This is a genomic window from Thalassotalea montiporae (assembly GCF_053485855.1).
The window spans coordinates 1515424-1541236 of sequence record NZ_JBQRUO010000001.1 but is presented as its reverse complement, the minus strand read 5'-3'; the positions used below and the strand labels follow the sequence as shown (position 1 = coordinate 1541236).

Annotated in this window: 21 protein-coding genes; 12 read left to right on the top strand and 9 right to left on the bottom strand. The window is 43.4% G+C overall.

All coding sequences use genetic code 11. From position 1 onward, the window contains the following. Positions 1 to 171 precede the first annotated feature (171 nt). From ACSLUR_RS06655 to ACSLUR_RS06610, 10 genes are all read left to right on the top strand, one after another. Positions 172 to 2295, top strand: coding sequence for a molybdopterin-dependent oxidoreductase (locus ACSLUR_RS06655; RefSeq protein WP_448552919.1), 2124 nt, complete (start codon positions 172 to 174; stop codon positions 2293 to 2295). 37 nt (positions 2296 to 2332) lie between these two features. Continuing rightward, positions 2333 to 3289 (top strand): DUF1295 domain-containing protein, encoded by a 957-nt coding sequence (locus ACSLUR_RS06650; RefSeq protein ID WP_448552917.1) that lies wholly within the window; start codon positions 2333 to 2335, stop codon positions 3287 to 3289. A 59-nt stretch (positions 3290 to 3348) separates the two neighbouring features. After that, positions 3349 to 3729: a VOC family protein gene (locus tag ACSLUR_RS06645; protein WP_448552915.1), complete on the top strand. Its 381-nt coding sequence runs from the start codon at positions 3349 to 3351 to the stop codon at positions 3727 to 3729. A 358-nt stretch (positions 3730 to 4087) separates the two neighbouring features. Then, positions 4088 to 5071 carry an oxygen-dependent tRNA uridine(34) hydroxylase TrhO gene (gene trhO, locus ACSLUR_RS06640; RefSeq protein WP_448552913.1) on the top strand — a complete coding sequence of 328 codons (984 nt, stop codon included), beginning with the start codon at positions 4088 to 4090 and terminating at the stop codon, positions 5069 to 5071. Between the two features lie 346 nt (positions 5072 to 5417). Then, the gene (locus ACSLUR_RS06635; RefSeq protein WP_448552911.1) at positions 5418 to 6353 is read left to right on the top strand and encodes an alpha/beta fold hydrolase; all 936 of its coding nucleotides are present in this window, start codon (positions 5418 to 5420) and stop codon (positions 6351 to 6353) included. Positions 6354 to 6453: 100 nt separating this feature from the next. Then, positions 6454 to 6849 (top strand): hypothetical protein, encoded by a 396-nt coding sequence (locus ACSLUR_RS06630; protein WP_448552909.1) that lies wholly within the window; start codon positions 6454 to 6456, stop codon positions 6847 to 6849. Positions 6850 to 6929: 80 nt separating this feature from the next. Beyond that, the gene (locus ACSLUR_RS06625; RefSeq protein ID WP_115999958.1) at positions 6930 to 7196 is read left to right on the top strand and encodes a hypothetical protein; all 267 of its coding nucleotides are present in this window, start codon (positions 6930 to 6932) and stop codon (positions 7194 to 7196) included. A gap of 94 nt (positions 7197 to 7290) precedes the next feature. Then, positions 7291 to 7692 carry an Rcs stress response system protein RcsF gene (gene rcsF / locus ACSLUR_RS06620; RefSeq protein WP_448552907.1) on the top strand — a complete coding sequence of 134 codons (402 nt, stop codon included), beginning with the start codon at positions 7291 to 7293 and terminating at the stop codon, positions 7690 to 7692. Positions 7693 to 7705: 13 nt separating this feature from the next. Next, positions 7706 to 8455: a tRNA (N6-threonylcarbamoyladenosine(37)-N6)-methyltransferase TrmO gene (gene tsaA / locus ACSLUR_RS06615; RefSeq protein ID WP_448552905.1), complete on the top strand. Its 750-nt coding sequence runs from the start codon at positions 7706 to 7708 to the stop codon at positions 8453 to 8455. 8 nt (positions 8456 to 8463) lie between these two features. Next, positions 8464 to 9333, top strand: a complete 870-nt coding sequence (locus ACSLUR_RS06610) for a DMT family transporter (protein WP_448552903.1) — start codon at positions 8464 to 8466, stop codon at positions 9331 to 9333. Between the two features lie 37 nt (positions 9334 to 9370). Here ACSLUR_RS06610 and ACSLUR_RS06605 read toward each other — a convergent pair whose 3' ends face one another. The 3 genes from ACSLUR_RS06605 to ACSLUR_RS06595 all read right to left on the bottom strand — a co-directional run bounded on the left by ACSLUR_RS06605 (position 9371) and on the right by ACSLUR_RS06595 (position 13348). Continuing rightward, on the bottom strand, positions 9371 to 10534 hold the full coding sequence (locus ACSLUR_RS06605) for a GNAT family N-acetyltransferase (RefSeq protein WP_448552901.1): 1164 nt from the start codon (positions 10532 to 10534) through the stop codon (positions 9371 to 9373). 176 nt (positions 10535 to 10710) lie between these two features. Further along, entirely contained in the window at positions 10711 to 12081 is a 1371-nt protein-coding gene (locus tag ACSLUR_RS06600; protein ID WP_448552898.1) for a metal-dependent hydrolase family protein, read from the bottom strand. 313 nt (positions 12082 to 12394) lie between these two features. Beyond that, on the bottom strand, positions 12395 to 13348 hold the full coding sequence (locus ACSLUR_RS06595; RefSeq protein ID WP_448552896.1) for a LysR family transcriptional regulator: 954 nt from the start codon (positions 13346 to 13348) through the stop codon (positions 12395 to 12397). A 171-nt stretch (positions 13349 to 13519) separates the two neighbouring features. Between ACSLUR_RS06595 and ACSLUR_RS06590 the strand changes: the two genes are divergently transcribed. After that, positions 13520 to 14329, top strand: a complete 810-nt coding sequence (locus ACSLUR_RS06590; protein ID WP_448552894.1) for a hypothetical protein — start codon at positions 13520 to 13522, stop codon at positions 14327 to 14329. A 3-nt stretch (positions 14330 to 14332) separates the two neighbouring features. On the opposite strand, the gene ACSLUR_RS06585 is transcribed toward ACSLUR_RS06590, so the two are convergent. Next, on the bottom strand, positions 14333 to 15430 hold the full coding sequence (locus ACSLUR_RS06585; protein ID WP_448552892.1) for a sensor domain-containing diguanylate cyclase: 1098 nt from the start codon (positions 15428 to 15430) through the stop codon (positions 14333 to 14335). 233 nt (positions 15431 to 15663) lie between these two features. Between ACSLUR_RS06585 and ACSLUR_RS06580 the strand changes: the two genes are divergently transcribed. Continuing rightward, positions 15664 to 15915, top strand: coding sequence for a TIGR03643 family protein (locus ACSLUR_RS06580; protein ID WP_448552890.1), 252 nt, complete (start codon positions 15664 to 15666; stop codon positions 15913 to 15915). A 131-nt stretch (positions 15916 to 16046) separates the two neighbouring features. On the opposite strand, the gene ACSLUR_RS06575 is transcribed toward ACSLUR_RS06580, so the two are convergent. The 5 genes from ACSLUR_RS06575 to sbcD all read right to left on the bottom strand — a co-directional run bounded on the left by ACSLUR_RS06575 (position 16047) and on the right by sbcD (position 25727). Next, positions 16047 to 18116 (bottom strand): methyl-accepting chemotaxis protein, encoded by a 2070-nt coding sequence (locus ACSLUR_RS06575; RefSeq protein ID WP_448552888.1) that lies wholly within the window; start codon positions 18114 to 18116, stop codon positions 16047 to 16049. Between the two features lie 925 nt (positions 18117 to 19041). After that, positions 19042 to 19524 carry an FKBP-type peptidyl-prolyl cis-trans isomerase gene (locus tag ACSLUR_RS06570; protein ID WP_448552886.1) on the bottom strand — a complete coding sequence of 161 codons (483 nt, stop codon included), beginning with the start codon at positions 19522 to 19524 and terminating at the stop codon, positions 19042 to 19044. A gap of 90 nt (positions 19525 to 19614) precedes the next feature. Next, positions 19615 to 20502, bottom strand: coding sequence for a DMT family transporter (locus tag ACSLUR_RS06565; RefSeq protein ID WP_448552884.1), 888 nt, complete (start codon positions 20500 to 20502; stop codon positions 19615 to 19617). A gap of 165 nt (positions 20503 to 20667) precedes the next feature. Next, positions 20668 to 24465, bottom strand: coding sequence for an SbcC/MukB-like Walker B domain-containing protein (locus ACSLUR_RS06560; RefSeq protein ID WP_448552882.1), 3798 nt, complete (start codon positions 24463 to 24465; stop codon positions 20668 to 20670). After that, entirely contained in the window at positions 24465 to 25727 is a 1263-nt protein-coding gene (sbcD, locus tag ACSLUR_RS06555) for an exonuclease subunit SbcD (protein WP_448552880.1), read from the bottom strand. Before sbcD ends, ACSLUR_RS06560 begins: the two co-directional genes overlap by 1 nt. Positions 25728 to 25813: the final 86 nt, after the last annotated feature.

Genomic DNA, 25813 nt, shown 5'->3' with positions numbered 1-25813 from the left:
AACGGTTAAAAAATGGCTAATTTCACCCAATATATGTCAATTATTACCGTTAGTCTTGGCTTATTTTACTGTCACACTAAATCCGTTACCTAAAATACATAGTCGAAAACACAACAATAAAAATTGCAGGCAGGCGTTAACTCATCCAGCGCCGGAACGAGGGCACAAACCATGAGCGACATTAAAACCCACTATCGCAACTGTAATATTTGCGAAGCCATGTGTGGTATCGAGATTAAGTACAAAGCCGAAAGCAAAGAGATTATCTCCATTAAAGGCGATAAGAACGACCCGTTTAGCAAAGGCCATATGTGCCCTAAAGCCCTTGCACTACAAGACTTTTACGAAGATAAAGATCGCCTAAAAAGCCCAATAAAACGCACCTCGAATGGTTGGCAGGAAATAAGCTGGCAGCAAGCATTTACTGAGATTGGCGAGAAGTTCAGCGCCATTCAAAATGCTTACGGCAAAAATGCATTAGGTATTTACCTTGGTAACCCCAATGCCCATAATTTTGGCAATTCACTGGTGTTGAAGCCATTTTCTAAAGCCATGGGCACATTAAATCGCTTTAGCTCGGCATCAACCGACCAAATGCCACACCACGTAGCCGCTAATTATATGCTTGGCAATGGTATGCTGATCCCAGTGCCCGATATTGACCGCACCGACTTTATGCTGATTATCGGTGCTAACCCTGTAGTTTCCAACGGCAGTATGATGACCGCGCCCGGCGTGTTAAACCGTTTAACCGCGATTCAAAAGCGCGGCGGTAAAGTCGTTGTTGTTGACCCACAGCGCACTAAAACCGCAAAAATGGCAGATCAGCACCTGTTTATTCGCCCAGAAAAAGATGCCCTACTGCTACTTTCACTGATTCACTGTATTTTTGCTAATAACCAAGTGCGGTTGGGTCATTTAAGCGACTATGTAAATGGCTTAGCTGAAATTGAACAAGTAGCAAAAGACTATGCGCCTGAGGTGGTCGCTGAGCACATTGGTATTAGTGTTGATCACATTACAACTTTAGCTGCTGAAATGTTTGGGGCTAAATCTGCTGTTTGCTACAGCCGCATGGGCGCGTCTACTCAAAGTTTCGGTGGCCTGTGTCAATGGTTAACAATCGTCCTCAATGTGCTCACAGGTAACTTCGATCGCGAAGGTGGTGCCATGTTCCCACTTCCTGCCTTTAACTTGCTTAGAGGCAAAACCGCTGGTCACCCAACGAATTTTGGCAAATACCAATCACGCGTTCAGAAGATGCCATTTTTTAATGGTGAATTCCCGACCGCAACTTTAGCCGATGAAATACTGACTGAAGGTGACGGCCAAATTAAAGCCATGATCACCATCGCCGGTAACCCTGTGCTGTCTGCACCTGATGGGCAAAAACTCGGTCAAGCGTTTCAGTCACTAGAGTTTATGGTGGCCGTTGATATCTACCTTAATGAAACCACTAAGCATGCAGATATTATTTTGCCAGCAACAACGGGGCTAGAAAATTCTCATTACGACATTTTCTTCCATAGCTTTGCAGTGCGTAATACGGCTAAGTACTCAGCGCCTTTGTTTGAAAAAACTGAACACCAACTTGCAGATTGGGAGATTCTTAACGGTATTGCCGAAGCCGTTACCGGTAAACCTGCCCTGCCTTATGCGCCAGAAATGATCTTAGATATGGAGCTAAAAGCCGGTCCTTACGGCAAGGAAAGTGATAGCAAGCAAGCACTAGATCTAGAAAAACTTAAAGAAAGTCCACACGGTATTGATTTAGGGCCATTACAGCCAAGCCTGCCAGAGCGATTATTAACTGCCAGCGGTAAAATAGAGCTCGCTCCTAGCTTGTTTATCAATGACTTACCTCGATTAAACAAACTAGTTCAATCACCTGCCATTAACCCACAATATCCGTTTGAACTGATCAGCCGCCGCCTCGTAAAAAGCCATAATACCTGGACACAAAACTCTGCCCGTTTAATCAAAGGTAAAAACCCAGTGACTTTGGAAATTCACCCCATAGATGCGGATAAGCTAGGCATTAACCAAGGCCAGCTTGTGGTGGTGTCATCGCCTGTTGGTGAAGTTACCTTGCCCGCCAGTGTCACTGACGATGTGCTCGCCGGTGTTGTGTCGATGCCGCAAGGCTGGGGGCATAATCAAGCAGATACGCAAATGACCACTGCCGCTACACAAGCGGGGGTCAGTATTAATGATGTTACCGGTGCAGATCGTGTTGACGTGCTTACTGGCAATGCCGCGTTTAATGGCACACCTGTCGCCATTCGGGCCGCTTAGAAAGAAAAGTAGCGCACAAGATATTAGGGAAAATAGAATGAAATACTTCGCACCGCTCGTACCGTTTATCGGCGGTTGGTTGTTGCTGATGAACACGGCTAACTTTAGCCAAATGGCGTTAATCAATGGCGCCCTGCAAATGTTGTTGTTTGCCTTGGTGGTTTGCATTCCAGCTTGGAAAACAGGCCGCATGTCATATGTTGATATCGGCTGGCCTTGGGGGCTAGCAGTGATTGGTATTGTCACTTGGCTGTATAGCGATGGCGAGCCTGTGCGTGTTGCTATGGTCAGTATCGCGTACATTTTCGCTGGCAGTCGCATGGGCTTAGGTGCGATCAAGCTATTAACGTCAGGTCATTTAAACACTGAGCTACCGCGCTATGAATTTCAAAAGCGTCGTTGGCATAAGCAAGGTAAAACGAATACCGCACTTGCCATGCAAATTGAAGCCATTTTACAAGGCTTTGCTAATGCGGCCTTCTTGGCGTTTCCCGCTTTTATTATTGCCGCTAATACGTCACCGCAAATATCCCCATTTGAAATTGTCGCCATCATCCTTTGGTTGGCAGCATTTGCGATGGAATCGGTGGCTGATATGCAAAAACTTTCATTTTTAAAAGCTGCCAAAACGAGCGGAGCAATAGGTAGCGTGTGTAATGTTGGACTTTGGCGCTATAGCAGGCACCCTAATTATTTCGCTGAATGGATGGTATGGAATGCACTACTGATTGCCACTATTCCTGCGTGGTTAGCCTTGTTTGGCCAAGAAAAGTTAATCACTAACATGCTGTTAGGCTTGGGCTTACTATTTGTTTCAAGAGTTATGTACACCACGCTGGTGACTTACACAGGTGCTGTACCTGCTGAATATTATTCAGTGCAAAAGCGCCCTGCTTACCGCCAGTATCAACAAGAAACAAATATGTTTTTTCCGGGGCCAAGAAAACTAAATATTACCCACAACAGTACTAACTCTTTAAAAACAAACGATTAGTCACAAAATTAAAGTAAATAACCACATACACAACTAACGAAAATAATAAGAGAGAAGCTATGTTTAGTCATATTATGATCGGCGCTAATGATATTGAAGAGTCTAAAAAGTTTTACGATGCCGTATTGGGCGCAATGGGGCACAAAGAAGGAGTTATTGACCCACTAGGCCGTTGTTTCTATTACACCGACAAAGGTATTTTTGCCTTATCAAAACCCATTGATGGCGAGCCTGCCTGTCATGGCAATGGCTCTACCATCGGCTTTTTCGCTAAATCGCCTGAAATCGCCGATGCATGGCATGCCGCAGGTATCGCTAATGGCGGCACCACGTGTGAAGAGCCTCCGGGTATACGCGAGGGCTTTGACGTTAAACTCTACCTTGCCTACTTGCGTGATCCTGCCGGTAACAAAATCTGCGCCCTGCATCGTTTTAAATAGTCGGCGCTTTCTTAAGTTACAAACGCTCAACAAAAAGTGAGCACAAATAAGCATAAAAAGCAGCGTAATGCTGCTTTTTTAATACCTGATTCACGCTTTCAGCGATTCAATAACTAGTATTTTTCTAACTGTAATACTTTGTTCATTGGCTTCCATTTCTTGATCCAGATCAATATAATTGCGCGCAAATATTCTTAGCTGATCGTTAAATAGTCGGTTTGCCACAGAATTTATCGAAGTAAGTACGATGTACCTGGTGTGCTAATTTAGTAGTTAATTGCCTAGCTAAAGTCGCCAAATACACGTGCAATTTTATAAACAAAGCACGGGAATTACGCTCCCGCCAGCCGAGGTAAATATGCAATACGTTGTTTGCGCAATGTACAAATTTGTTGCGCTTGAAGATTTTGAAGTTATCCGTCCTAAGTTGTTAAAAACAATGGAAGACAACCAAGTTTGCGGTACCCTTTTACTTGCCAAAGAAGGCATCAACGGTACAGTCGCAGGCTCTCGTGAAGGCATCGACGCCTTACTTACATGGCTAAAAAGCGACGAGCGCTTAGCCGACATTTCTTACAAAGAATCTTTCACCGAAGAAAAACCATTTAAACGCACCAAAGTTAAGCTGAAAAAAGAAATCGTCACTATGGGCGTTGAAGGCATTGACCCGCGCCATGTGGTAGGTACTTACGTTAAACCAAAAGACTGGAACGCACTAATTTCTGATCCAGAAGTATTCGTGGTTGATACCCGTAACGATTACGAAGTGCAAATTGGTACGTTTGAAAACGCGGTTGACCCAGACACCAAAACCTTCCGTGAATTCCCAGCTTGGGCAAAAGAGAACATGGACCCGACCAAGCACAAAAAAGTGGCGATGTTCTGTACTGGCGGTATTCGCTGTGAAAAATCAACGGCTTATATGAAAGAGCAAGGCTTTGAAGAAGTCTACCACCTTGAAGGTGGTATTTTACAATACCTTGAAGACGTACCAGCTGAAGAAACTATGTGGCAAGGTGAATGTTTCGTATTCGACGATCGCGTCACCGTAGATCACAGCCTAGAAGCAGGTAAATATGACCAATGTCACGCATGTCGTATGCCGATTTTAGCAGAAGACAAAGAAAAGCCAGAATACGAAAAAGGCGTTAGCTGTCACCACTGCTTTAGCTCAACCACCGAAGCGCAACGCGCTCGTTACGCTGAACGCGAACGCCAAATGCAATTAGCAAAAGAACGTGGCGAAACGCACGTGGGTTCAGACGCTGCAAAAATTTTAGAGCAACGTAAAGCTGAGAAAAAAGCACGCATCGCAGCACAACAAGAAGCTGCTAAAAGTTAATAAAGGCTAATCTGTGGCTGCTGTCTCAATTAGAGACAAGCGCAAGCCAATAAAAATATTACAAGGCGCATAGCACGAGCTAAGCGCCTTTTTTATGTCCTGATTATTCCTATTTTTGTCGGTAGCACCGAACTTATATGGCTTAAATGATCCTATGGCTAAGCCAAATTAGCCAAATCTCCGTAATGCCATAAAAAGAATGGTTGGAAGTTTCTAGCTAAAGGGATTAGCAATACTTATTTGCAACATAACTCATTAACCAATTGATAAAGTGACGTTTTACCAGTAGGTTAATCTTTGTACACCTCATAATCATTAAGTTAGATAACAACAATAAGGTAACAACATGAAGGTATTGGGCTGGCTACTGCTTGTCATTCTTGTGACTAGTATCATTTTAATTGCGGTTTATTGGCAAGCTGACAAATCGCTTGAAGAGCTCAAACCCAAATGGGCACCATCACCTTCACAATTTGTTAATGTACAAGGAATGCAAGTACACCTGCGCGATGAAGGGCCGCGCGATGATCCAAACCCTATTGTGCTTATTCACGGCACTTCTTCATCACTGCACACATGGGATGGCTGGACAGACGAATTAAAATCAACACGCCGCGTGGTGCGCTTCGATATTCCAGCCTTTGGCTTAACCGGGCCATCTCCCGACAATAACTACACCATCGAAAGCTACGCCAGTTTTATTGTTGCGATGCTCGATCACCTAAATATCGAACAAGGGGTGTTAGCAGGTAATTCACTCGGTGGCTATGTGGCTTGGGCAACCGCTGTTATCTACCCAGAGCGTGTAAGCCAACTAGCACTGGTTGACACCAGCGGCTATCCATTTACCCCTAAATCCACACCAATTGGCTTTATCGTTGCCAATACCCCAGTATTAAACAAGCTGATGGAAAAAGTGCTACCGCGTAGCATGATTGAAAGCAGTATTATCAACCTATATGGCGATCCTAGCATTATCACTCCTGAACTCGTTGACCGCTATTTTGACCTGACCGTTCGAGCTGGGAACCGCCAAGCGCTAGCGCAACGATTTCGCCAAACCAAACCCGGCCCTTACGCCGATAAAATCAGTACCATTACCCAGCCAACACTTATTATCTGGGGCGGCCAAGACCGCTTAATACCACCTGAGCTTGGTGATCATTTCCATCGCGAAATACCTGATAGTGAACTGGTGATGTTTGAAGAGCTAGGACACCTGCCGCATGAAGAAGCACCATTGGAAACTGTAATGGTATTTAAAGAGTTTCTTAGTAAGTAGCCGTAGCTTTACTAATAACTGAAATTGAAACTCTTAGATAAAACCAATAGAGATGATAAAGTGACTGCCATTGTAAACAATAGTAAGCGTTTTATAGTTAGTGTCTTATATAGAAAAATATAGTATTGCGAGTGTTAGGCGAATAGTTTTAAAAGTTTCCGCAATACTTGTACTACTTGCTATTGTCTATCAAACTTATTTTTTCATACAGCCAAGTGTCACCATTACCAATAACTCTCCATATGTGATTGAAAAAGCAAGTGTTACGCTACCAAATAGTCACTTGAATTTTGGCACCATCGCCCCGAATAACACTAATACCATCTACTATGCTCTCGACCAAAAAGATGGTGGCTATTTGTATCAGTTTACGCTGAACGCGCCATTGGCGAGGGAAATTGCTGGCGAGTGCGGCTATGTAACGCATAGTGAATATCATAAGCGAGTATCGGTTACCTTAGCGGCCAATTTATCGGTAGACTGTCACACAAATTAGTAAAAACGCTTTTAATGAAGTTGCCACTAATTAAATTGCCATGGGCGAGTCGATAAATAATTTTACTATCAAGGACTAGGATGAGCAGGTTACAATTTGCGACCCGTTGGGGGTTGTTGGGTATTCTTTTGGGTACCATCGCGTTTTTATTTAATTACCATATGGTGCCAACATCTTTACCCGGTTATGAAATCATCGCTGCGCCAGCGATGTGGGCATTAAGTTTTTTTAGCGAAGAAACACCATTTTGGCCTAAAATGGTGATTTTTATGTCGGGCCAATATATCGCTTACACCAGCTTATTTTGGTTGATAGCTGCTGCTCGTGATAAGCATCAAGCGCCCTAGTTACAACTTGATATAACTCAAATTTACCAAGACTCATTTAATGAAACTAATTAATCTTTTGTCGAATTGCTTATCGAACCGTTGGTCGAATAGCATGTCGAATCGCATACTAGCGCTAACCAGCATTGTAACTTGTAGTTTGCTACTCAGTAGTTGTGCGAAAATCAGCACCATCAATACCAATTTAGATCGCGAAAACTTCGCCCACTATTTTTCCCCTGCTGAAGTGAAAATATTTGAGTCTGAGCAAGAATTTCCCGGTAAGCACAAAATGCTAGGTATGGTGGAGGGAGCGCATTGCCAAGCCAAAGCACACTTAGCGTCTCCTGATAAAATTGAAGCGCGCACTGAGGCGCGCCGCAGCGCATTTCAACTAGGTGCCAATGCCATTGTTTTTTCAGGTTGCGCTGAAGTTGGTAATCAAGGCGATAATAGACAATGTCATGCCAGTGTTATTTGTTATGGCAAAGCCTATCAAGTCGAAAATCTAAACTAGTCAGGCAGCGTTAATGAATACAAGTTCAAGCAGGTTCAGCATTAGCTCGATAGGCACAGTTAGCTCACCTTACAAAGAAAAGTTTGCCATTCCGCGCCAGCCTGGGCTGGTTACCGCGGCAAAAGGCTATATTGAGCTGGTAAGCGACATCGATAGCAAAAGCATGGTGGAAGGATTAGAAGGTTACAGCCATATTTGGGTGCTCTTTATGTTTCATCAAAACCTTGCCCATGGCTGGAAAGCCAAAGTTAAGCCACCACGCCTTGGTGGCAATAAAAAAGTGGGTGTATTGGCGACACGCTCCACATTTCGCCCTAATGGCATTGGCATGTCGGTGCTGCCAGTCGAGAAAGTCGAGTCAATCACGCTAAAAAACAATCAAACGCAAACTCGCATTTACGTATCGGGCTTAGACTTACTTGATGGCACACCTGTTATCGATATAAAGCCTTACATCCCATACTCTGACAGCCTCGAAGGTGCTCAGGCAGGTTTTGCTGAGCAAGCCCCCGAAGCCAAACTTAGTGTGAATTTTTCGACAGAGGCACAAGCGATGTTGCAGGCGCAGCAGCAAAGTGAAGCGCAAGAGTTAGCCGTGTTAATTGAGCAAGTACTGGCACAAGACCCCCGCCCTGCTTATCGTCAAAACAAGCCTGACGACAATACTTACGGTATGCGCTTATACAACTACAATATTACGTGGCATTGTAGCTCGCTTACTCAAGTGCAAGTCCTCAATATCACCCCTGTTACAGCTGTTTAGCCTGATTTATGTCAACCAGCGCCTTTTTTGAATTACTATTTTTAGCCTCTTTGTGGGGGGCATCGTTTCTATTTATGCGTATTGGCTCGCCAGAGTTTGGGCCGTTTTTATTAGTTGCACTGCGCACCCTAACCGCCAGTTTATTTTTACTGCCAATTTTGGTTTCCAAGCGCCAACACCATCAACTGACTGGCCGTTGGACGCAAATTTTTATCATGGGCGCGTTCAATACCGCCATTCCATTTGCGTTATTTGGCTACGCCTTGTTGTCGTTGTCAGCCGGGGTTGGTTCAGTGCTCAATGCAACCGCGCCAATATTTGCCGCCATCGTTGGCTTTTTCTGGCTAAAAGACAAAATATCATTCGCTGGCATATTTGGCTTGTTACTGGGGTTTTTCGGCGTGTATGTCTTGATGTCAGGCAAAATAGCAAATGGTGGTGAGGCGCTTATTTTGCCCACATTGGCTGCGCTTGGCGCGACCTTGTGCTATTCAATTGCCACTAACTACACCAAACAGTATTTGCATGATTTAAAGCCACTGGCGCTGGCTGCCGGAAGCCAGATCAGTGCCACCATAATGCTACTGCCATTTGCACTGATGTTTTTGCCTGAAAAAATGCCAAGCAATCAGGCATTTTACTCAGTTGCAGCGCTCGGCATATTTTGCACGGGTATCGCCTACATTATGTTCTTCCGCTTGATAGCGACAATTGGCCCGACAAAAGCGATTTCAGTAACCTACCTAATTCCGGTGTTTGGCTTGTTTTGGGGCTATTTATTCTTAAGTGAGCCAATTACGCTGACTACGCTATTAGGCAGTGGCTGTATTTTAGTTGGCGTTGGGTTAACCACAGGGTTACTCTCACGCCGCAGATAACCTAAGCAACTAACATAAACTTATTCAGTAAGAAACGTTATTGATGCTTTCTGAACGGCAACTCGGTTTTTGCCTGTTTAGTATAGCGCTCAAGGCGCTCATGCTCGCGCGCGATAAAGTCACTAATCGCTTGATGAAATACGGGTTGATAGACTTGATAACTACCATAGATGTAAACAGGTTCAAAGCCTCGCTTTAGTTTGTGCTGACCTTGCGCACCAGCGTTAAAGCGAGACAAACCAAGTTTGATACAAAGTTCAATGCCTTGATAGTAGCAAAGCTCAAAGTGTAAATTGTTGAATGCTTGCTCTGCCCCCCAATAACGGCCATAAAGTTGTTCGTTATCATAAAAAAACAAAGCAGCAGCTACCGCTTTTTGATCACGATAAGCAAAAACAATCGCACTGTTTTCGCTCATACCACTCGTTGGTTGGGCTAAGGCATCAAAAAAAGCGGGCGTTAGGTACCCTTGATGACCAGAGCGCTTCATATAGGTTGCTTGATAAAAGCGATAGAACTCTCGCCAATGATCTTTAGTTAACTGCTCACCGACAAAGCTACGTATTTCAATACCTTGGTCAACAACCGCTTGGCGTTCTTTGCTTAGTGATTTTCTTTTGCGCGCCGTTAGTTGCGCCAAAAACTCTGAAAAATCACCGTAGTTTCGGTTGAACCAATGATATTGCACATCACAGCGCTTTAACCAATCATTGTCTGCTAAGGCCTCTGCATGCTGCGGGGTTAAAAACAAGCACTGAGCGGTTTGCGCATCAATTTGCTTAGCCAGTGAATTAATTGCCTGTGTTGCCTGCGACAATATATCGTTTTGATACTCTGCGAACTCCTCAGCAATACCAAAGCGCGCGCCAGTTACTGGCGTAAACGGGATCGCCGAGACGATTTTCGGGTAGTACTCAATTCCGTGCTGATAAAACGCATCAGCCCAGCTCCAGTCGAATAAATATTCACCGTAAGAATGAGATTTAATGTAAAGGATAACAATAGCAACGACTTGCTGGCTGTCGTCACTCAGTGCAAGGTGGCAAGGTTGCCAGCCGGTTTGCTTGCTAACACAACCTGTGCATTCTAATGTCGAAATGAAATTATACTGCGTAAAGGGCTGCGAAGATGGAAAACAGCGCTGCCAATCGAACTCGTCTATTGCTGCGCAACTGGTGAAAAATTGCGGATATAACTTCATTAACTTGGTTTTTAAATGGAAACGTGAAGCTAAGTTAAACTGGGCAAAACCGATTTATTGTTTGATTTTGCCCATCTAGCTTACTAACCAAATAGCTAACATAGTTTACTTATTTGGCTAACATTGCAGGTATAGCTTCTGTAAGACAATCGCCTAATTCAATTTAACGGCGATAGTTACTGCTTATATACTTTGCCGCCTTTCATCACAAAGTCAACATCCATTAACTCTTCAATGTTTTTTAACGGGCTGGCGTCTGTGGCAATAATATCAGCGTATTTACCAGCCTCTAGTGTGCCTAGCTTATTGCTCATACCGGCTAAATCCGCGGCATTAACTGTGGCTGCTTTTAGTACATCTTGCGTTGTCATGCCTGCTTGATGCATCAGCACCGCCTCTTTAGCGTTAGTACCATGTTTAGACACACCACTGTCGGTACCATAAGCGATTTTCACGCCCGATTGGTAAGCACGAGTGAAGTTTTTCAGCATGTCGGCGCCAACGCGAATGGCCTTGGCTTTGATTGGCGCTGACATAAAGTCAGATGTTTTTGCCATATTCACCACAGTATCACCCGCCAACAGCGTCGGCACTAAATAAGCGCCGGTTTGCTTGAATAGCTTTATGCTTTCTTCATTGGCATAGCTGCCGTGTTCAACGCTGTCAACGCCAGCACGAAGCGCGGCATTTATACCGTCTGCGGCGTGTGCATGGCTGGTAACTTTGCGTCCAAGCACGTGTGCCGCATCAACAATTGCTTTCATTTCATCATCAGCCATTTGCTGGCCAGTGCCTGTGGTTGTGTCAGATAAAACACCGCCAGTAGACGCTATCTTGATAACATCGGCACCATATTTAATGGCATGACGCACTGCCTTTCGGCATTCGTATGGGCCATCGCATAATGTTTCTGGCGATTTAAGTTTTAAGATATCAGGCGCCATGCCATCGACATCCAAATGACCGCCCGTTACTGACACACCAGCACCGGCAATAATGCGCGGGCCATCAACCCAGCCTTTGTCAATCGCATCACGTAACGCATTAATTTGTTCTGGTTGATTTAATAAATCGCGCACTGTCGTAAAACCCGCCATTAGTGTTTTATTGGCAAAGTAAACACTTTTCATGGCAATGTCGGCGTCTGACATTTGCACCGTTTCTTTGTGGTTGTTAGGACCAAGCTCACCGTGCAAATGCACGTGCATATCCATCAGACCTGGCATAACAAACGAGCTAGATAAATCGATTAATTGAGCACTTTCACCGAATTGGCTAGCTGCAATAAAACCTTTTTTCACTGCTGAGATCACACCGTCTTTGATTACTAGCGTTTGCTTAGACAGCGGTTTTTCACCCGGTACAGCCAATAACTGACCAGCATGGATCACCTTAGTATCAGCAAACGCAGGCAATGAGATAGCTGCACCTAGTGCCAGTGCTAACAATGAGCGTGAAGCCACTTTCGGTTTAGGTTTAGATTTGGTTTTATTTACAGCAGCACCATCGATAGAAGCGACTGACTGAAAGGTTGAATAGTTGAACATTGAAGTTTCCTTGAAGAAGATGTGTTGGTTTACACCAACTGATTTATTGTTTTTGTTATTTGTTCTGTTTTCTATTTTTTGTTTTTCTGGTTTTCTGCTTGAAGTTTTCGTAACTATTGCCTAGGTGATAAGGCGCAATTATTCGTAACACGTAAGATAGCAGTTTCGCAGATTATCGTAATGTTAGTTCATCCTAATTATCCTGCCACTGGTCAATTAGCGACTGCTGGAAGCTTAAAATTCATTGCATATCGTTTACTTTGGTGATGATTTTCACTGGTAATAAAAGCAAATTAAGCAACACAAGTTATTACTAGTTAAAGCCGCTGCCTAACATATTAAGTAATTCGGGTTGCCAGCTAATCGCTATTTGCTGCTCAGCTTCCGTTGCTACATCGGCAATATTAAGCGCAATAAGCTGCTGCTCCCTCGCCCAATAACTAGGTACATAGCCAAGATACAAGCCACTTTTAACAAGCTGAGCTAAGACACTCAGATCATCAGCAATCACAGGTTTGTTTCGTGGAACCAACTGTTCGTTCCAACCATCACACCCGATACCACGCAGTTCACCGCAATACGGGGAACGTTGCGGCACAACAAAGTCATATTCACTTAATTCGTTAACTGAAGGGTTCGTTTTTGCCAATGGGTGCCCTACTGCGCAGGCGACAACCATATCTAGAGACCCTAATGATAAGCGGGAAATATTGTTCGGTAATTGACCATTGATTTCCTCAGCCACTTGCTCCGTAACTAAGGCAATATCAGCTGTGCCTTTTAAAACTTTATCAACCGCAAGCTGCTCAAAGCAGGTATCAAATGTGATCGACTCACAAATAAGGTTAGGTGAATTAGCCTCACGCTTTACCTCACTGTTGTTCTGCTGATTTTGTAGCTGGTTTTGTTGCTTCTTTTGCTGCTTCTCTTGCTGATGGTTACTTCTCGCGATAACACTTGCCCAGCGCGCGAGAATAATTGCGGGACCTGCAACTCGAATATGGCGACTAGACTCACTGTCAAACAAGCCTTGTATTTGCTTAGCGTTTGTTACTAATTCTACTGCCTTAGGTAACAACTGCGCTCCCTGCGAATTCAGTTGGATGTACTTGCCAACGCGGTCAAACAACTGAGTATTTAAAGAGCTTTCAAGGCGTTTTAATGCCTTAGAAATAACGCTTGGTGAACTTTGAAAATGCGCAGCTGTTTGTTGCATATTTTGATTGTTAGCAAGCACTATAAATTTTTCTAAATCCGCTGTATCCATTATTTTTGTTTCTATTATTTAGCGTTAGGTATTAACTAACCGAACAAATAATTCACCTTTAATGCAAAAACATCATTTCCAAATAGGAAACAAATTAACCACATCGTAAACGATGGTTCAGCAAAAGTTCACTATAATCAACACATCATTACTCTACGAGAAATATTAATTTTGATTACCAAACATCCCTTATTGCATCGCACTAGACTATTTATCACTAGTGCCCTTTTAACACTGTTTCTCTGCCAACACTTTGCACTTGCAAGCGAGAAAGGTGGAGAACATAAACAACATCAACACCACGACATTGGTGTGCATGGCATGGTATTAGTAATGTTGGGAGACAAGCTGATTGCATCGCACTTACCGCTACATAAATCGATGCATGAACACCAGATAATTTTTACCACAAAACTCAGTGAACGCCCTGCCACTTCAAAGCACAGCCAAAACCAAAATAAGCAACACCAGCTGCCCCAAATAGTAGCCTCGATGAAAGCAGCATTGGCTAAAGGCCAATTAATCACACTATTACCTGAAGTGTTTTCACTGAAAAAACTACGAAATGGTGAGTTAACCGACTTTACCGCGACTATTTATCAAGGGCATTTTGAGCGAGGCGGAAAGCCTATCGCTAAACAGGTGAGCTTTGCGATTGACCAAATGCTTTATCAGCGAAAATTGTCAAACAAAGGTGTTAGTAATGGCGAGTATGATTTAATTAACATGGGCGGAGGTGATGTCTTGGCTGTGCATCAAATTGGTGATAAGCCCAGCTTTGATCATTTGGTGTGGTTAACCTCTACGAGTGAGAAGTTAGTGGCATTGCTAACTTCCATCACGACTGATGGAGAAAAGCTATCAGCCCAAAATAAGGCTTCGTTAAACGTACAATCAGAACTAGGAACGAGCCTAGAGCAACATCAAGGCCAGCTAGTGTTTAAGCAATCACTATATTTTGAAACTCAAGATTTTCGATGATTGCTAGATACTTTCTTGAGCATGCAGATTGACCACTTCCACGCGATTACGGCCTTTCTCTTTTGCTTTGTAAAGGCCATCATCAGCCGTAGCTATTAGCTTTTCAGCGCTGGCGATCACGCACTCTGCTGAAGCATTATGGTCGTTGTTGTCTATTGCAACAACACCAAAGCTTGATGATATAGACACCTGTTTGCCTTCAAATTCGAACAGGTGCTCACTCACCTCTTGACGAATACGTTCAGCAATAAGCGCTCCGTAATCGGCATCAGCATTAGGTAACACAGCAATAAATTCTTCACCGCCAAATCGGGCAATCCAATCAACATCTTCTCGAATACACTTGCGTGCAATGCTGACAAAGTCAGCCAGTACTTTATCACCTAGTTGATGACCATATTTGTCGTTCACTGACTTAAAATGATCTAAGTCGGTAAAGATAACGGTTATCGGATAATTTAATCGTTGGCTACGATGAATTTCTTTGCTCAAATTTGCGTCAAGATAGCGGCGATTGTACGCGCCCGTTAGAGGGTCGGTAATCGATAAACTTTGTACTTCTTTGGTCAACGCAATCATGCGGCGCGTCAGATAATAACTTAGAATCGCAAATGTGCCGAAGTGAATAAGAATAAATAGCGTATTAACAATTTTTACTGGCCAGTCAGTTTGCACAAATCCGGCAAACGGCCACACGTAAACCATGGCAAAAACAAGCGCTGTAACATACGCCAGCATATTCTTTAACAGCAACCTAAACGCGCCTATGTACAAGGCATTTGCAATTAATACGATGGTTGCTGTTGAAAGGAAATAGTAATCAGGCAGAATGGATACAGTCATGCCCGTTAGAAACGCGTCAAAGTTCATATTCATATGCTCTTGACGTTTTCCATCTCTGCTTTTCGCCGCCAACCAATAAGTGATATGCGGGTACAAAACCCCCAATACGAATAGCCAAAGATACTGTACTTGAAGAACATCCCAGCCCAGTTTTAAACCACAAATTAGCAACATAAACTTAGCCGCAATAATGCGCGGCAAGTAGTTTATTTTAATGATGGGGTGTTGCTTTATTTTTTCTGTCACAGTACGACTCACGCGTTGGCTTCCATGCTATAGCGTTGCTAATTTTTATTAGTTGCAATCGATAGTAACTGATCAAGATTGGTGCAACAAGCAAACTGAATATTTTTGCTTTAAAAACCAATAATTGGCTGGTTTTTTCGTGGGGTTTGTTAATGGTAAGTTAACGATTTTGTGTTCTTATTTTTCCTGACATACGTAATAAGCCAAATGCAATATTTCTCCTTTTTACGTGTGTTAAGAAACCTATGAATTTTTCTAATGAAGATACCTCAAGAATTATTGAAATGGCTTGGGAAGACAGAACCCCTTTTGAAGCGATCAGAGAAAATTATGGTTTAAACGAAACTAGTCTCATCAAATTTATGAGGCGGCAATTGAAGCCATCTACCTTTAAACTATGGCGAGCGCGTGTATCGGGCCGAGTAACAAAACATAGTAAGCTTAGGCCCAGCAATGTGTTGCGCGCATACTGCCCAACACAGTATAAGCGCGGTTAGCGGTTAATTTAAACGGGCTGCTATCAACCAACCCGATAATAAGCTGTCATAAGTGTATTAGGATATACAGCCGAACATCACAGATAGCCTTTTGTGATTTTTACTCATAGTTCGGCTGCATTAATGTTTTCTTAAACCTTAAATTGGCCAATAAGCCCAGCCAATTGTTCATTGGTCGTTGCTAATTCACGGCTACTCGCCATCGTTTGTTCACCGCCATGAGAAAGATCATGGACAACGGTTTGGATGTTGTTCATGTTTTGGCTAACCTCTTCTGTTACCGCACTTTGTTGCTCAGCAGCAGTTGCAATTTGGTTGTTTAAATCATTAATTTGAACAATTGCATCGGTCATGGTCGTTAAGCTCGTTGATACTTGCGCAGTATTGTTAGAGGCCAATGCACAGCTCGCTTGCGTTGCCTGCATAGCTGCAACAGCATTAACAGCATCACCTTGGACTTTGGCAAGGATCTGGCTAATTTCCTCGGTACTTGTTTGCGTGCGCGAAGCCAGTGCTCGAACTTCATCAGCAACCACCGCAAAACCTCGGCCTTGCTCACCTGCTCGCGCCGCTTCAATCGCAGCATTTAACGCTAATAGGTTTGTCTGATCAGCGATTTCGCCAATTACAGTCAGTACATTGACAATTTCTTGAGTATTGTCGTTCATGGTATTGATATTAGCCGCTGCCTGTTCAATTTCACGCTGCAACTTTTCAACACTTTCGGTTGTTGAGATAACTAGCTGCTGTGCTTCATTCGCTTCTTGTTCCGCTTGGTTAGTACTATGCGCTGATTGATTAGCGCTGTCTGCAACACTATTGGCAGTCGCACTCATTTCAGTAATCGCGGTAACCACTTGCTCTGTTTCGTTTGCATGGTTATTTAAGGCGATATGATTCTGCTCTGACTGAGCCGATAGACTATTAATATTGTCAGTAATATGGTGAGAAGATGCGCTTAGCTCTCGTAACATTTTTTGCAAATATGCAATAAAAGCGTTGACGGCATTGGCTATGTCATTAATTTCATCTTTGCCATTCATTGTTAGTCGAGAGCGCAAATCAGCTTCGCCACTTGATAGGCTCGCAATTCGCTCTTGCAGCAATGACAATCGATACGTTACACGATTAATAAAGTAGATAAACAGGCCGATCGCGACACCAATTGCAATTAATAGCAGAACAATATTTTGCACAGTTTGGCTGTTAAAGATTTCTTGCGTCGCGTATGTTAATTGCTCTTGAGCTTCAATAATATCGCTCTCATAGGCACCCGTTACAATAGTCCAACCCCAGTCTGGAAAGACATTACGCGCATAATTAATTTTGCTTTCAACTTTATCCGTTGCCGGGTTATTAAACGTTGTGTCGATATAAGCGTCGTTTTGCGTGCTGACACGTTTGGCAATTTTTTCTGTGTTACCAATCACTTTGCCAACAATAGACGCTTTCGGGTGAGCAAGTATCACACCATGGCTATCTTGCACCCAAAAATATCCGTTTTTGCCGTATTTTGCATGTGTGATCATCGCAAGTGCATTCGCTTGCTTTTCAGCTTGCAAGCTGGAAATGTACTCACCGGTAGCAATAACAATGTTCAAAGGTGCAAATAACATTGCCGCCGTGAGCTTATCTTCTACTTGGTTAGTCGTTGGATTAACAAACGCATATTTAGTAAAACCGATGGCACTTTCTAGTGCAACGTTAACGATATTTCGCGCGTAGTAGACACCGTTTTTATCCTGTGAATCTTTCGCAGAAGTGCCAATTAATGCAGGTTTTAACGTATGAGTTACGTAGTTAATAGAGTCTTTGTCATAGCTAAATACATAGCGATTGTTACCCCACGTATAGTGGTTTAAAAAGCTATAAATATGAGCCTTTGCCGCTGATTTAGATGATGTATTTTGATAGATTGATGACATCGTTTGGTAGATGACCGTCAGCTCCTCAGCTAGCTCTTTTTTAATCTGGTCTTGCTGGGCTTGCTGATAAAAAAGTTCGGTCGAAAGCGTAACCGTGTCAATTTGTGCTTGTAAGCTTTCTTGCAATGTTTTTTTTACCGAATTGCCAACGTTTTCAGATTCCGCCGTCAACACTATATTCTTAGTAACTAGTGTTTCGACAATAGAAATCCCTCCAATTAAAAATAAAGCGATGCTAGCTAGTAAAATTAGCTTAGTTTTGATTGTAAAATTCATGATGTTTCTTCAAATTCGTGATGCTTGTTGAGAAAAATGTGCACTACAAGCGCCAACTGATGCTTCAGTAAGCACTGTTGTTTGTTGATATGGTTTGTTGCTTTCTTGGCTAGTGCTTTACTTGGCTAATGGCTTAGCTGTAACACTCTAAAAACTATATAAAAGTCGAACTCTGTTCGGAGATGAGCATGCCAAACCCTTGGCAAGAGGCTTCTTCATAACACTACCTTGATGATGCTTTTTAAGCGGGTTTTCACACTTGTTAATACAAAGTGACACCACCGTAAAACGGGTGTGAAAATTACGTGAAGATTGTGAGTTAAGTAAGGCGTAGTTACACTGAACTTTTATCAGGGTTTACCCTTACTTTTTCACGTTTTGTAATCGAAATATTAACAAAGGTAAAACACAGTAAACACTTTTGTTACGGATACGTAATTTTTGCTGTTAAAACAAGCAGGTTAGAATATACGCATTAGTCCATAAGCATGCTTAACAATTGTTTTACTCGGCAGCAAGACCGGATAAAAAATCATTACGCTAAAGCACTTCAGCGGTAAATGACTAATGCACTTTTGTCGACTATTTTTACCGTTCGCAGAGAGACCATTTATCGAAAGGAAGGGAGCGAAATTACGAGCTTCGGTGTGATATTGAGATGGCTTAGATTATAGAAATTTGCTTGTGCAGGTTGTGATAACCAACCTAGTGCTATGCAAGAAGTTACAATTGTTTGAGTTTTTAAAAACAACATTTAGATAAGGTAATTAAAATCAGTTACCTAATACCAAGTATGTTTTTAACATTGTGGATTGAATGGAAACAATAGAAATAAAGTTAAGCCTAGTACAGATTTGCCTAGGCTTAACTTAAACAGGCTTTAAGAGGCATTCACAGAGGAACTTATAAAGCCTAAAAGCAAGCCTTAGTGCTGATGTCCGCCTACACCGTGAGCATGGCCATGCTCAATTTCTTCTTCAGTGGCGTCACGTACGTCTACCACTTCTAAATCGAATGTTAACGTTTTACCAGCCAGAGGTGGATTTAAATCACATGTCACCATAAAACGACCAACCTTTAATACGGTAACTTGGCGTTGCCCTTGTTCAGTGTGAACAACCGCTACCATGCCTGGCTTCCATACTTTAGCGCCTTGCAAGTGCTTGGTAGGAATACGTTGTACGGCGTCTTCTTGGCGTTCACCGTAGGCATCTTGCGGTTCAACAGTCACTGTAAAGCTATCGCCTGCACTTTTGTCAGCCAATGCGTTCTCAACACCGACAATCATATTATTGTGGCCGTGTAAGTAAGCCATTGGATCGCCGCCAGTAGAACTTTCTACCGTTTCGCCAGTTTCGTCTTTCATGGTGTAGTGAAATTGCACTACTTTATCTTTGGTAATTTGCATGATGTTTATTGCTAGTTTTGAAAATTGCGCGGGGAGTTTAGCAGATAATAGCGAACGACAGCAGTGCTATCTTTACTCCTCTAAAGCCACCTATGCTAAAAGCAAAAGTACAACAACACTAACAACAATCAACAACATGCCCAATATCTCTGCGGGTGTGGTTTTTTCTTTAAAAAGTCGATAAGTCAGCACCAGCGTGATAAAAAATTCCACCTGCCCTAGTGCTTTTACGTAGGCCGCGGTTTGATAACTAACGGCAGTAAACCAACCAATTGAACCAAGTAAGCTCGTAATGCCAACAAACAAGGCAAGACGCCAATTAATCACCATTTTTCTGAACTGGCTCGCGTCACGCATTAACAAATACAAACCTGCTAATAATGACTGAGCACTAATTAAGAACACCAGCGTTACAGCAGCATTAACCATAGGGTGACTGCCAAGCGCTAAGTTCGATTCACGGATCAGTAGTGTGGTAATCGCTAGCCCAAGGCCTGAGGCCAAACCATAGCCTGCGCCCGGATTGGTTAATACATCTTTAAGGTGAAATTTTACTTTCGACAGCAAAATAACCCCAACAACACCCAGAATTACCGATAACCAACCATAGCCTGACAAAGGTGCAGCAAATAACAAAGCGCCGATCACCGCCACTTGAATAGCCTCGGTTTTAGCAAGGCTAGTGGCAACGGCAAAATTTCGATATTGAAATGCAACCACAAGGCAAGCTGTGCCGATTAGCTGAGCAAAACTGGCGATAATGGCATACTGTAAAAACGTTGGGTTTAGCGCAGGCAAGGCTACTTGGTAATGATTGAGCGCCCACCACAAATACAGCCATGCAAATGGTAAAGCGAATATATAGCGAACGCCGGCTGTAGCAAGTGATGATAACTGAGCCGATAATTGCTTTTGACCAGCGGTTCGTATCGCCTGCATAAAAGCGGCTAATAAAGTGAAGGCTATCCAAGTTTCCATTAAAAATTCCAGTGATGTGCCAAGTCAGAGCGAGCACTTTTGGCGATGTTCCTCGCCAAACTTGTGATTAACATGTTAGGCGGAATTAACTACCGCCACCAATAACCTGACGTTATCACGGTTATTGACGGCGAAAGGTTCAACTTTGGTATGAGCGTAGTTTCGTTATTCGTTGGGCGAATAAGCAAACTGAGATGCCAGTTTACTAACCCCTAAACCGCTTATTTTTTCCACTTTGATTTGCGTAGCGATACGTTCTTTTAGGGTATCAATATGACTGATGACCCCGATCATTTTGCCGGCCGCGTTTAGATTGTCGAGTGCGTCTAAAGCGACTTCCAGCGTATCATTATCAAGTGTGCCGAAGCCTTCATCTAAAAACAGCGAATCGATTTGCGTTTTCGCGCTCACTAAATCAGACAACGCCAGCGCCAATGCAAGTGACACCAAGAAACTCTCGCCACCGGAAAGAGTTTTCGTATCGCGGGTTAAGTCCGCTTGCCAAGTATCAACCACCTCGAGTGCAAGCGACTCATTTGTTTGTCGCGTTAGCTGGTATCGGCCATGTAGTCGCATTAATTGCTTATTCGCCAAATGAACCAAGTACTCTAGGGTTAAGCTTTGAGCAAAGCGCCTAAATTTAGCCCCGTCTGCCGAGCCAATCAGGCCATTTAGGTGACTAATATCGTTAAGTGCAATCTGCTGTTTGGCAATATCTGCCATTAAGCTTTGTTGCTCGTCACGGCGCTTTTTATCTTGCTGTAGTTCAAAATCAAGCTGCGCCAACTTCGTTTGCAGTACCTTGAGTTCAGTTTCATCTTTCACTAGCTTTTCTGTCATCTCAGACAATGAAGTATTGCTGTCAGCTTCAACAGGCAAGCTAGCCAATTGCGATTGATACTCCTGTGCAAGTGCGCTTTGTTGCTGCTCTTTAACGTTGAGTTCGTCTGCCAAAGCCGTTAAGCGGGTAAATTCCTCTGCTGGCATGTTGGCATTAATAAAAGCCGTTTCATCACTAAATTCGCTCGCCACGAGTACTTCCTGCCACTTCGCTGTGGCAAGACTAACTTGCTCGTTCAAGCTTTGCACTTGCTTCGCTAATGATGTGTGCTGCCCTTGTGCATGTTGATGTGCATTGGCCGCCTCGTTGTAGGCTTTTTCAATCTGCTGTTGTTCACCTGCGATGGCTGACTCTTCCGTCGCAATATGCTGTTGCTCTTGTTCAAGGGTTGACTCGCCAAGCAATTGTTGCAGTTGTTGCGCTAATGCTTGCAACTGACTATCAATCACTTTGCCTTCCTCGATTAGTGCAGTGACCTGTTGCTGCTCAGCAAGCTGCTGTTGCTGATAACTAATTAAGGATTTTTCTACTGATTGAATATTGAGTTGAGCTTGCTCAGAAGCGGTTAGCTGCGTTTGATAATCCTGTATTTGCTGCTCTAGTTGCAGCAACCATTGACTAAACTCGCTTGCTTGCGGCATTGGCAATTCAAGCTGTGAAACTTGCTTAGAGATGCCTTGCCATAGTTGGCCAACCTCTGCGCCGGCCGCCGATAACTGCTCGCTAAGCTTTTGCTGCTCAGCCACTCGATGACTGGCTTGCTGACGGTTAACCGCCTCACTTTGATTTAACTGAGCAATACCTTGGTCAATATCGACTAATTGCTTTTGCAAGTTATTCTCTTGCTCTGTTAGCGAGACTAACGCCGACTGGCAATTCATGGTTTGCGACAGTTGTTGTTGAACACTTTCTAGCTCACCATCAAGTTGTGCAACCGAACAGACACTAGCCGACTCATTAACTGAGTTACTAGCACAGCCGTTAGGCGAACTATTTACGGCATTATGCGCTTGGTTAACTGCACTTGGAATAGTGGCATCAAGCTGTTGAGTAACATGCTGCCATTGCTCAGTGAGTTGATGACATTCTTGCTGTAGAGCCGCTATCTGGCTTTGCTCTTGGCTTAGCGTGCGTTGCTGGTGATGAAGTTGTTCTTTAAGTTCAATACCTTGCTGTTTTAGTTGTTCAACTAGGTTTTTTTGACCTGCTAGCTGTTGTTCCTCTGCCGAGCTGGTTAACGCTTGGTACTCTGCAATTGCCGGGTGCTCAGTAGCACCGCACAATGGGCAAGCTTGCCCCATTTGAAGCTCAGCACGGTGATCCGATAACTGCTTAATTGTTTGCTGCTGAGCAACTACTTTTTCTAACAAATCTAAGGTGTGCTTAGCCGCCTTGAACTCTTCACGTTTAGCAGTTAATGAAGACTCTTGCTGGCTAATGGTTTGATTGAGTTCAGCATTTGTTTGCTGTTTATCGTGCAGGCTCTGACTGGAATTGGCAAATTGTTGCGCGATTAATTTAAGTTGATTAAGCCCTTGTTGGTGCTGCTGCAATTGCTGAATAAATGCCTGTAAACTCGCTTCCGTCACAGGTAAAACTGGCTGCTTGGCTAACACAGGTAACCTAATACCCGCTAAGGTTTCTGCTCTTTGCTGACTTAATTCTTGCAGCGATACTTGAAATGCCGCTTTCTCTTTGGCCAAGTTTTCCAGTGTTTGGCTAAGTTGCTGATCTGCTTTTTCAGCCTCAGCTTGCTGAGCACTGAGCTCTTGTATCGTCTGCTCGGTATTTTGCTTTTCTACTTCCAGCGTTTGCAAACGATTGAAATCGCTTTGCCAACGGCCAAGATAACTCGGTAGTTGCTTAACATACAGATGCTCCGTTAAGTAAGCCTGAATGTTTCTGTGCTCAGCCGTTAATGCGTCAAACTCGGCTTTTTTGCCTGTTATTAAAACTTCAACTTTAGCTAAGCTGGATTTTTTTTCTTTTATAGCACTTTGCTTATCACTTTGTTGCTCAATCATATGCTGTTGGTTTTGCAACGTTGGCAAAATTTGCTCATTTAACCTTGCGACACGCTGTTTTAAGTTGTTTTGCCGCTCAGTTAACTTGTCTTGAGCGCTTGCACGCAATGCAGTTTGCTCAGCCAGCTGCTGCTCAGTTTGAGCAAGGTTCGATTCACTCGCTGTGAGTTGCTGTTGGCTATGTAGTGATTGCTCAACCAATTGCTGTTTTGCAAGGTACTTGTCTTGAATGGCAATCGCAGGCTTTGCAGCGGCTAAGGCTGTTAGCTCATCAGCGTGTTGTTTTTTTTGCGCTGCAAGCTCGGTTTGGCTGGCATCTAATTGTTTTTGCTTGTCTTGTAATGTCATGCGTTGCTGGCGAACTTGAATATCTTTTTGTAGCTCAGCAACGCGCTTTGTTTGCTCTTTCTCAACAGCATTTAACGATTGAAGTTCAGCTTGTAAGCTCTCCGCTTGCTCATCACTTAGTAACTCAACGCCATCGAGCTTAGCTTTTAGCAGTGCTAATGCTTGTTCACTCGCTTTTGCTTCTTGGAAAACCGTTTTAGAAATATCACCATAGATATCAGTGCCGGTCAGTTCTTCAAGTAGTTCAGCACGATCGTTAGCAGAAGCATTTAAAAAGGCTGCAAACTGCCCTTGCGATAACATCATTGATTTGGTGAAACGACCAAAGTCTAAACCAGTTAACTGGGCAATTTTCTGCCTTACTGCTTGCAGCTTTTCAGCAAGTATTTCGCCCGATAGTGTGGCTAATTCAGCCTTAGCAGGTTGTAGTTTGCCGTCTGCGGCATTTTTAGCGCGACGCTGGCTCCAAAATGCACGATAGCCCTGCCCTTTCACCTCAAATTCAACTTCTGCTAAACAAGAAGCGGTGTGTCGAGTCATCAATTGGTTATTTTTATCAGAAATAGTTAACCTTGGAGTTTGATGATAAAGCGCTAAACAAATCGCATCTAAAATAGTGGTTTTACCTGCACCTGTTGGCCCAGTGATCGCAAATAACCCATTGCCAGCAAAGGGCTCTTTGCTAAAGTCGATAAACCAATGCCCTTTTAACGAGTTCAAGTTCTCAAATCGCAGTGACAAAATACGCATTAGGCTTTGCCTACCGCATTCGATTCGACATGATTAGCATTAGTTTCAGCTAGCACTTGTTGATGCACTTGCTTAAAGAGCTCGGTTAGCCGTTCTTTTTGCTTCTCTTGCTCATCTGTTTGCCACTCTTCTTGTGCTAGGCGAGCGGTAAAAACATCACTCACAGAAAGTTCTTCTAACGTGACGGTACGCTGCTCGGCGAGTATTTGCTGACGCTCTTGTTTGCTGCGACGGATGAGCAACACTTCTATCGGTAGATCTTTCACTAATTCTTGCACACGCCCAGACAAATCTGCCAAGTAGCCTTGTGCGCTAATTTCAATATCTAACCACAGAGGTAAATCGGTTGTGATTTGCTCACTATACTCTTGCGCTAGCTGTTCAATGCTTGTCGCCAGCTCGTCAACACTGGTTTTGAGCATTGCCATTGGTTGAAAGCGAGGAATTGTCAGCGCTTCGACTACAACCGTTGATTGGTCATTAACGCTTACTAAATTAACCGTTTTATCATGCGACGCTTCATCAAAACTGAGCGGTATAGGTGAACCTGAATAGCGAATCGTGTTATTACCAGCAACTTTTTGCGGGCGATGAATGTGACCAAGTGCAATATAGTCGGCTTTGGGGAATGCATTTGCCGGGAAAGCTTCTAAGGTGCCTATGTATATCTCACGAACAGAATCAGACGTTTTGCTGCCCACTGTAGTGAGATGGCCTGTCATGATCACGGGCAGTTGGTATGCATTCGCCGATTCATAAAGTGTTTGATAATGCTCGGTAATTGCTACTTGCAGTTGCAATTGCTTGTCTGTTGCGCTTTGCCCCGCTTGACTTGTCACTAAATCACGAGGACGTAAAAAAGGGATTGCGCACACAACGCCTAGCGCCTTGCCACTGGCATTTTTAATCGTGACTAACTGCTGATCACTGTCGGCTGATGCCGTTGTTATCACTTGCGTATTCAGTGCTGCTAGCAATTGTTTCGACTCATTTAACATGGCAACAGAATCATGGTTGCCCGCTAGTGCAATCAACTGACAGCCTAATGTATTCAACTTATCAATAAAGTTAAAATACAGCTCGCGAGCATAGCTTGGCGGTGCGCTGGTATCAAAAATATCACCCGCTAAAATGATGGCGTCAACGCTGTGTTCAGTAACCTGTTCAAGCAACCAATTGAGAAATTGCAGGTGTTCATTGGCGCGGCTTTTGCCATAAAAGTGTTGACCTAAATGCCAGTCAGAAGTGTGAAGGATTTTCATCAAAAGCGGAGATTATTTTTATTTTTGAAAGCCCACAATTTTACCCGAATAGTGAATTTTAGATAGCGCTATTTTTAAATAGCCAA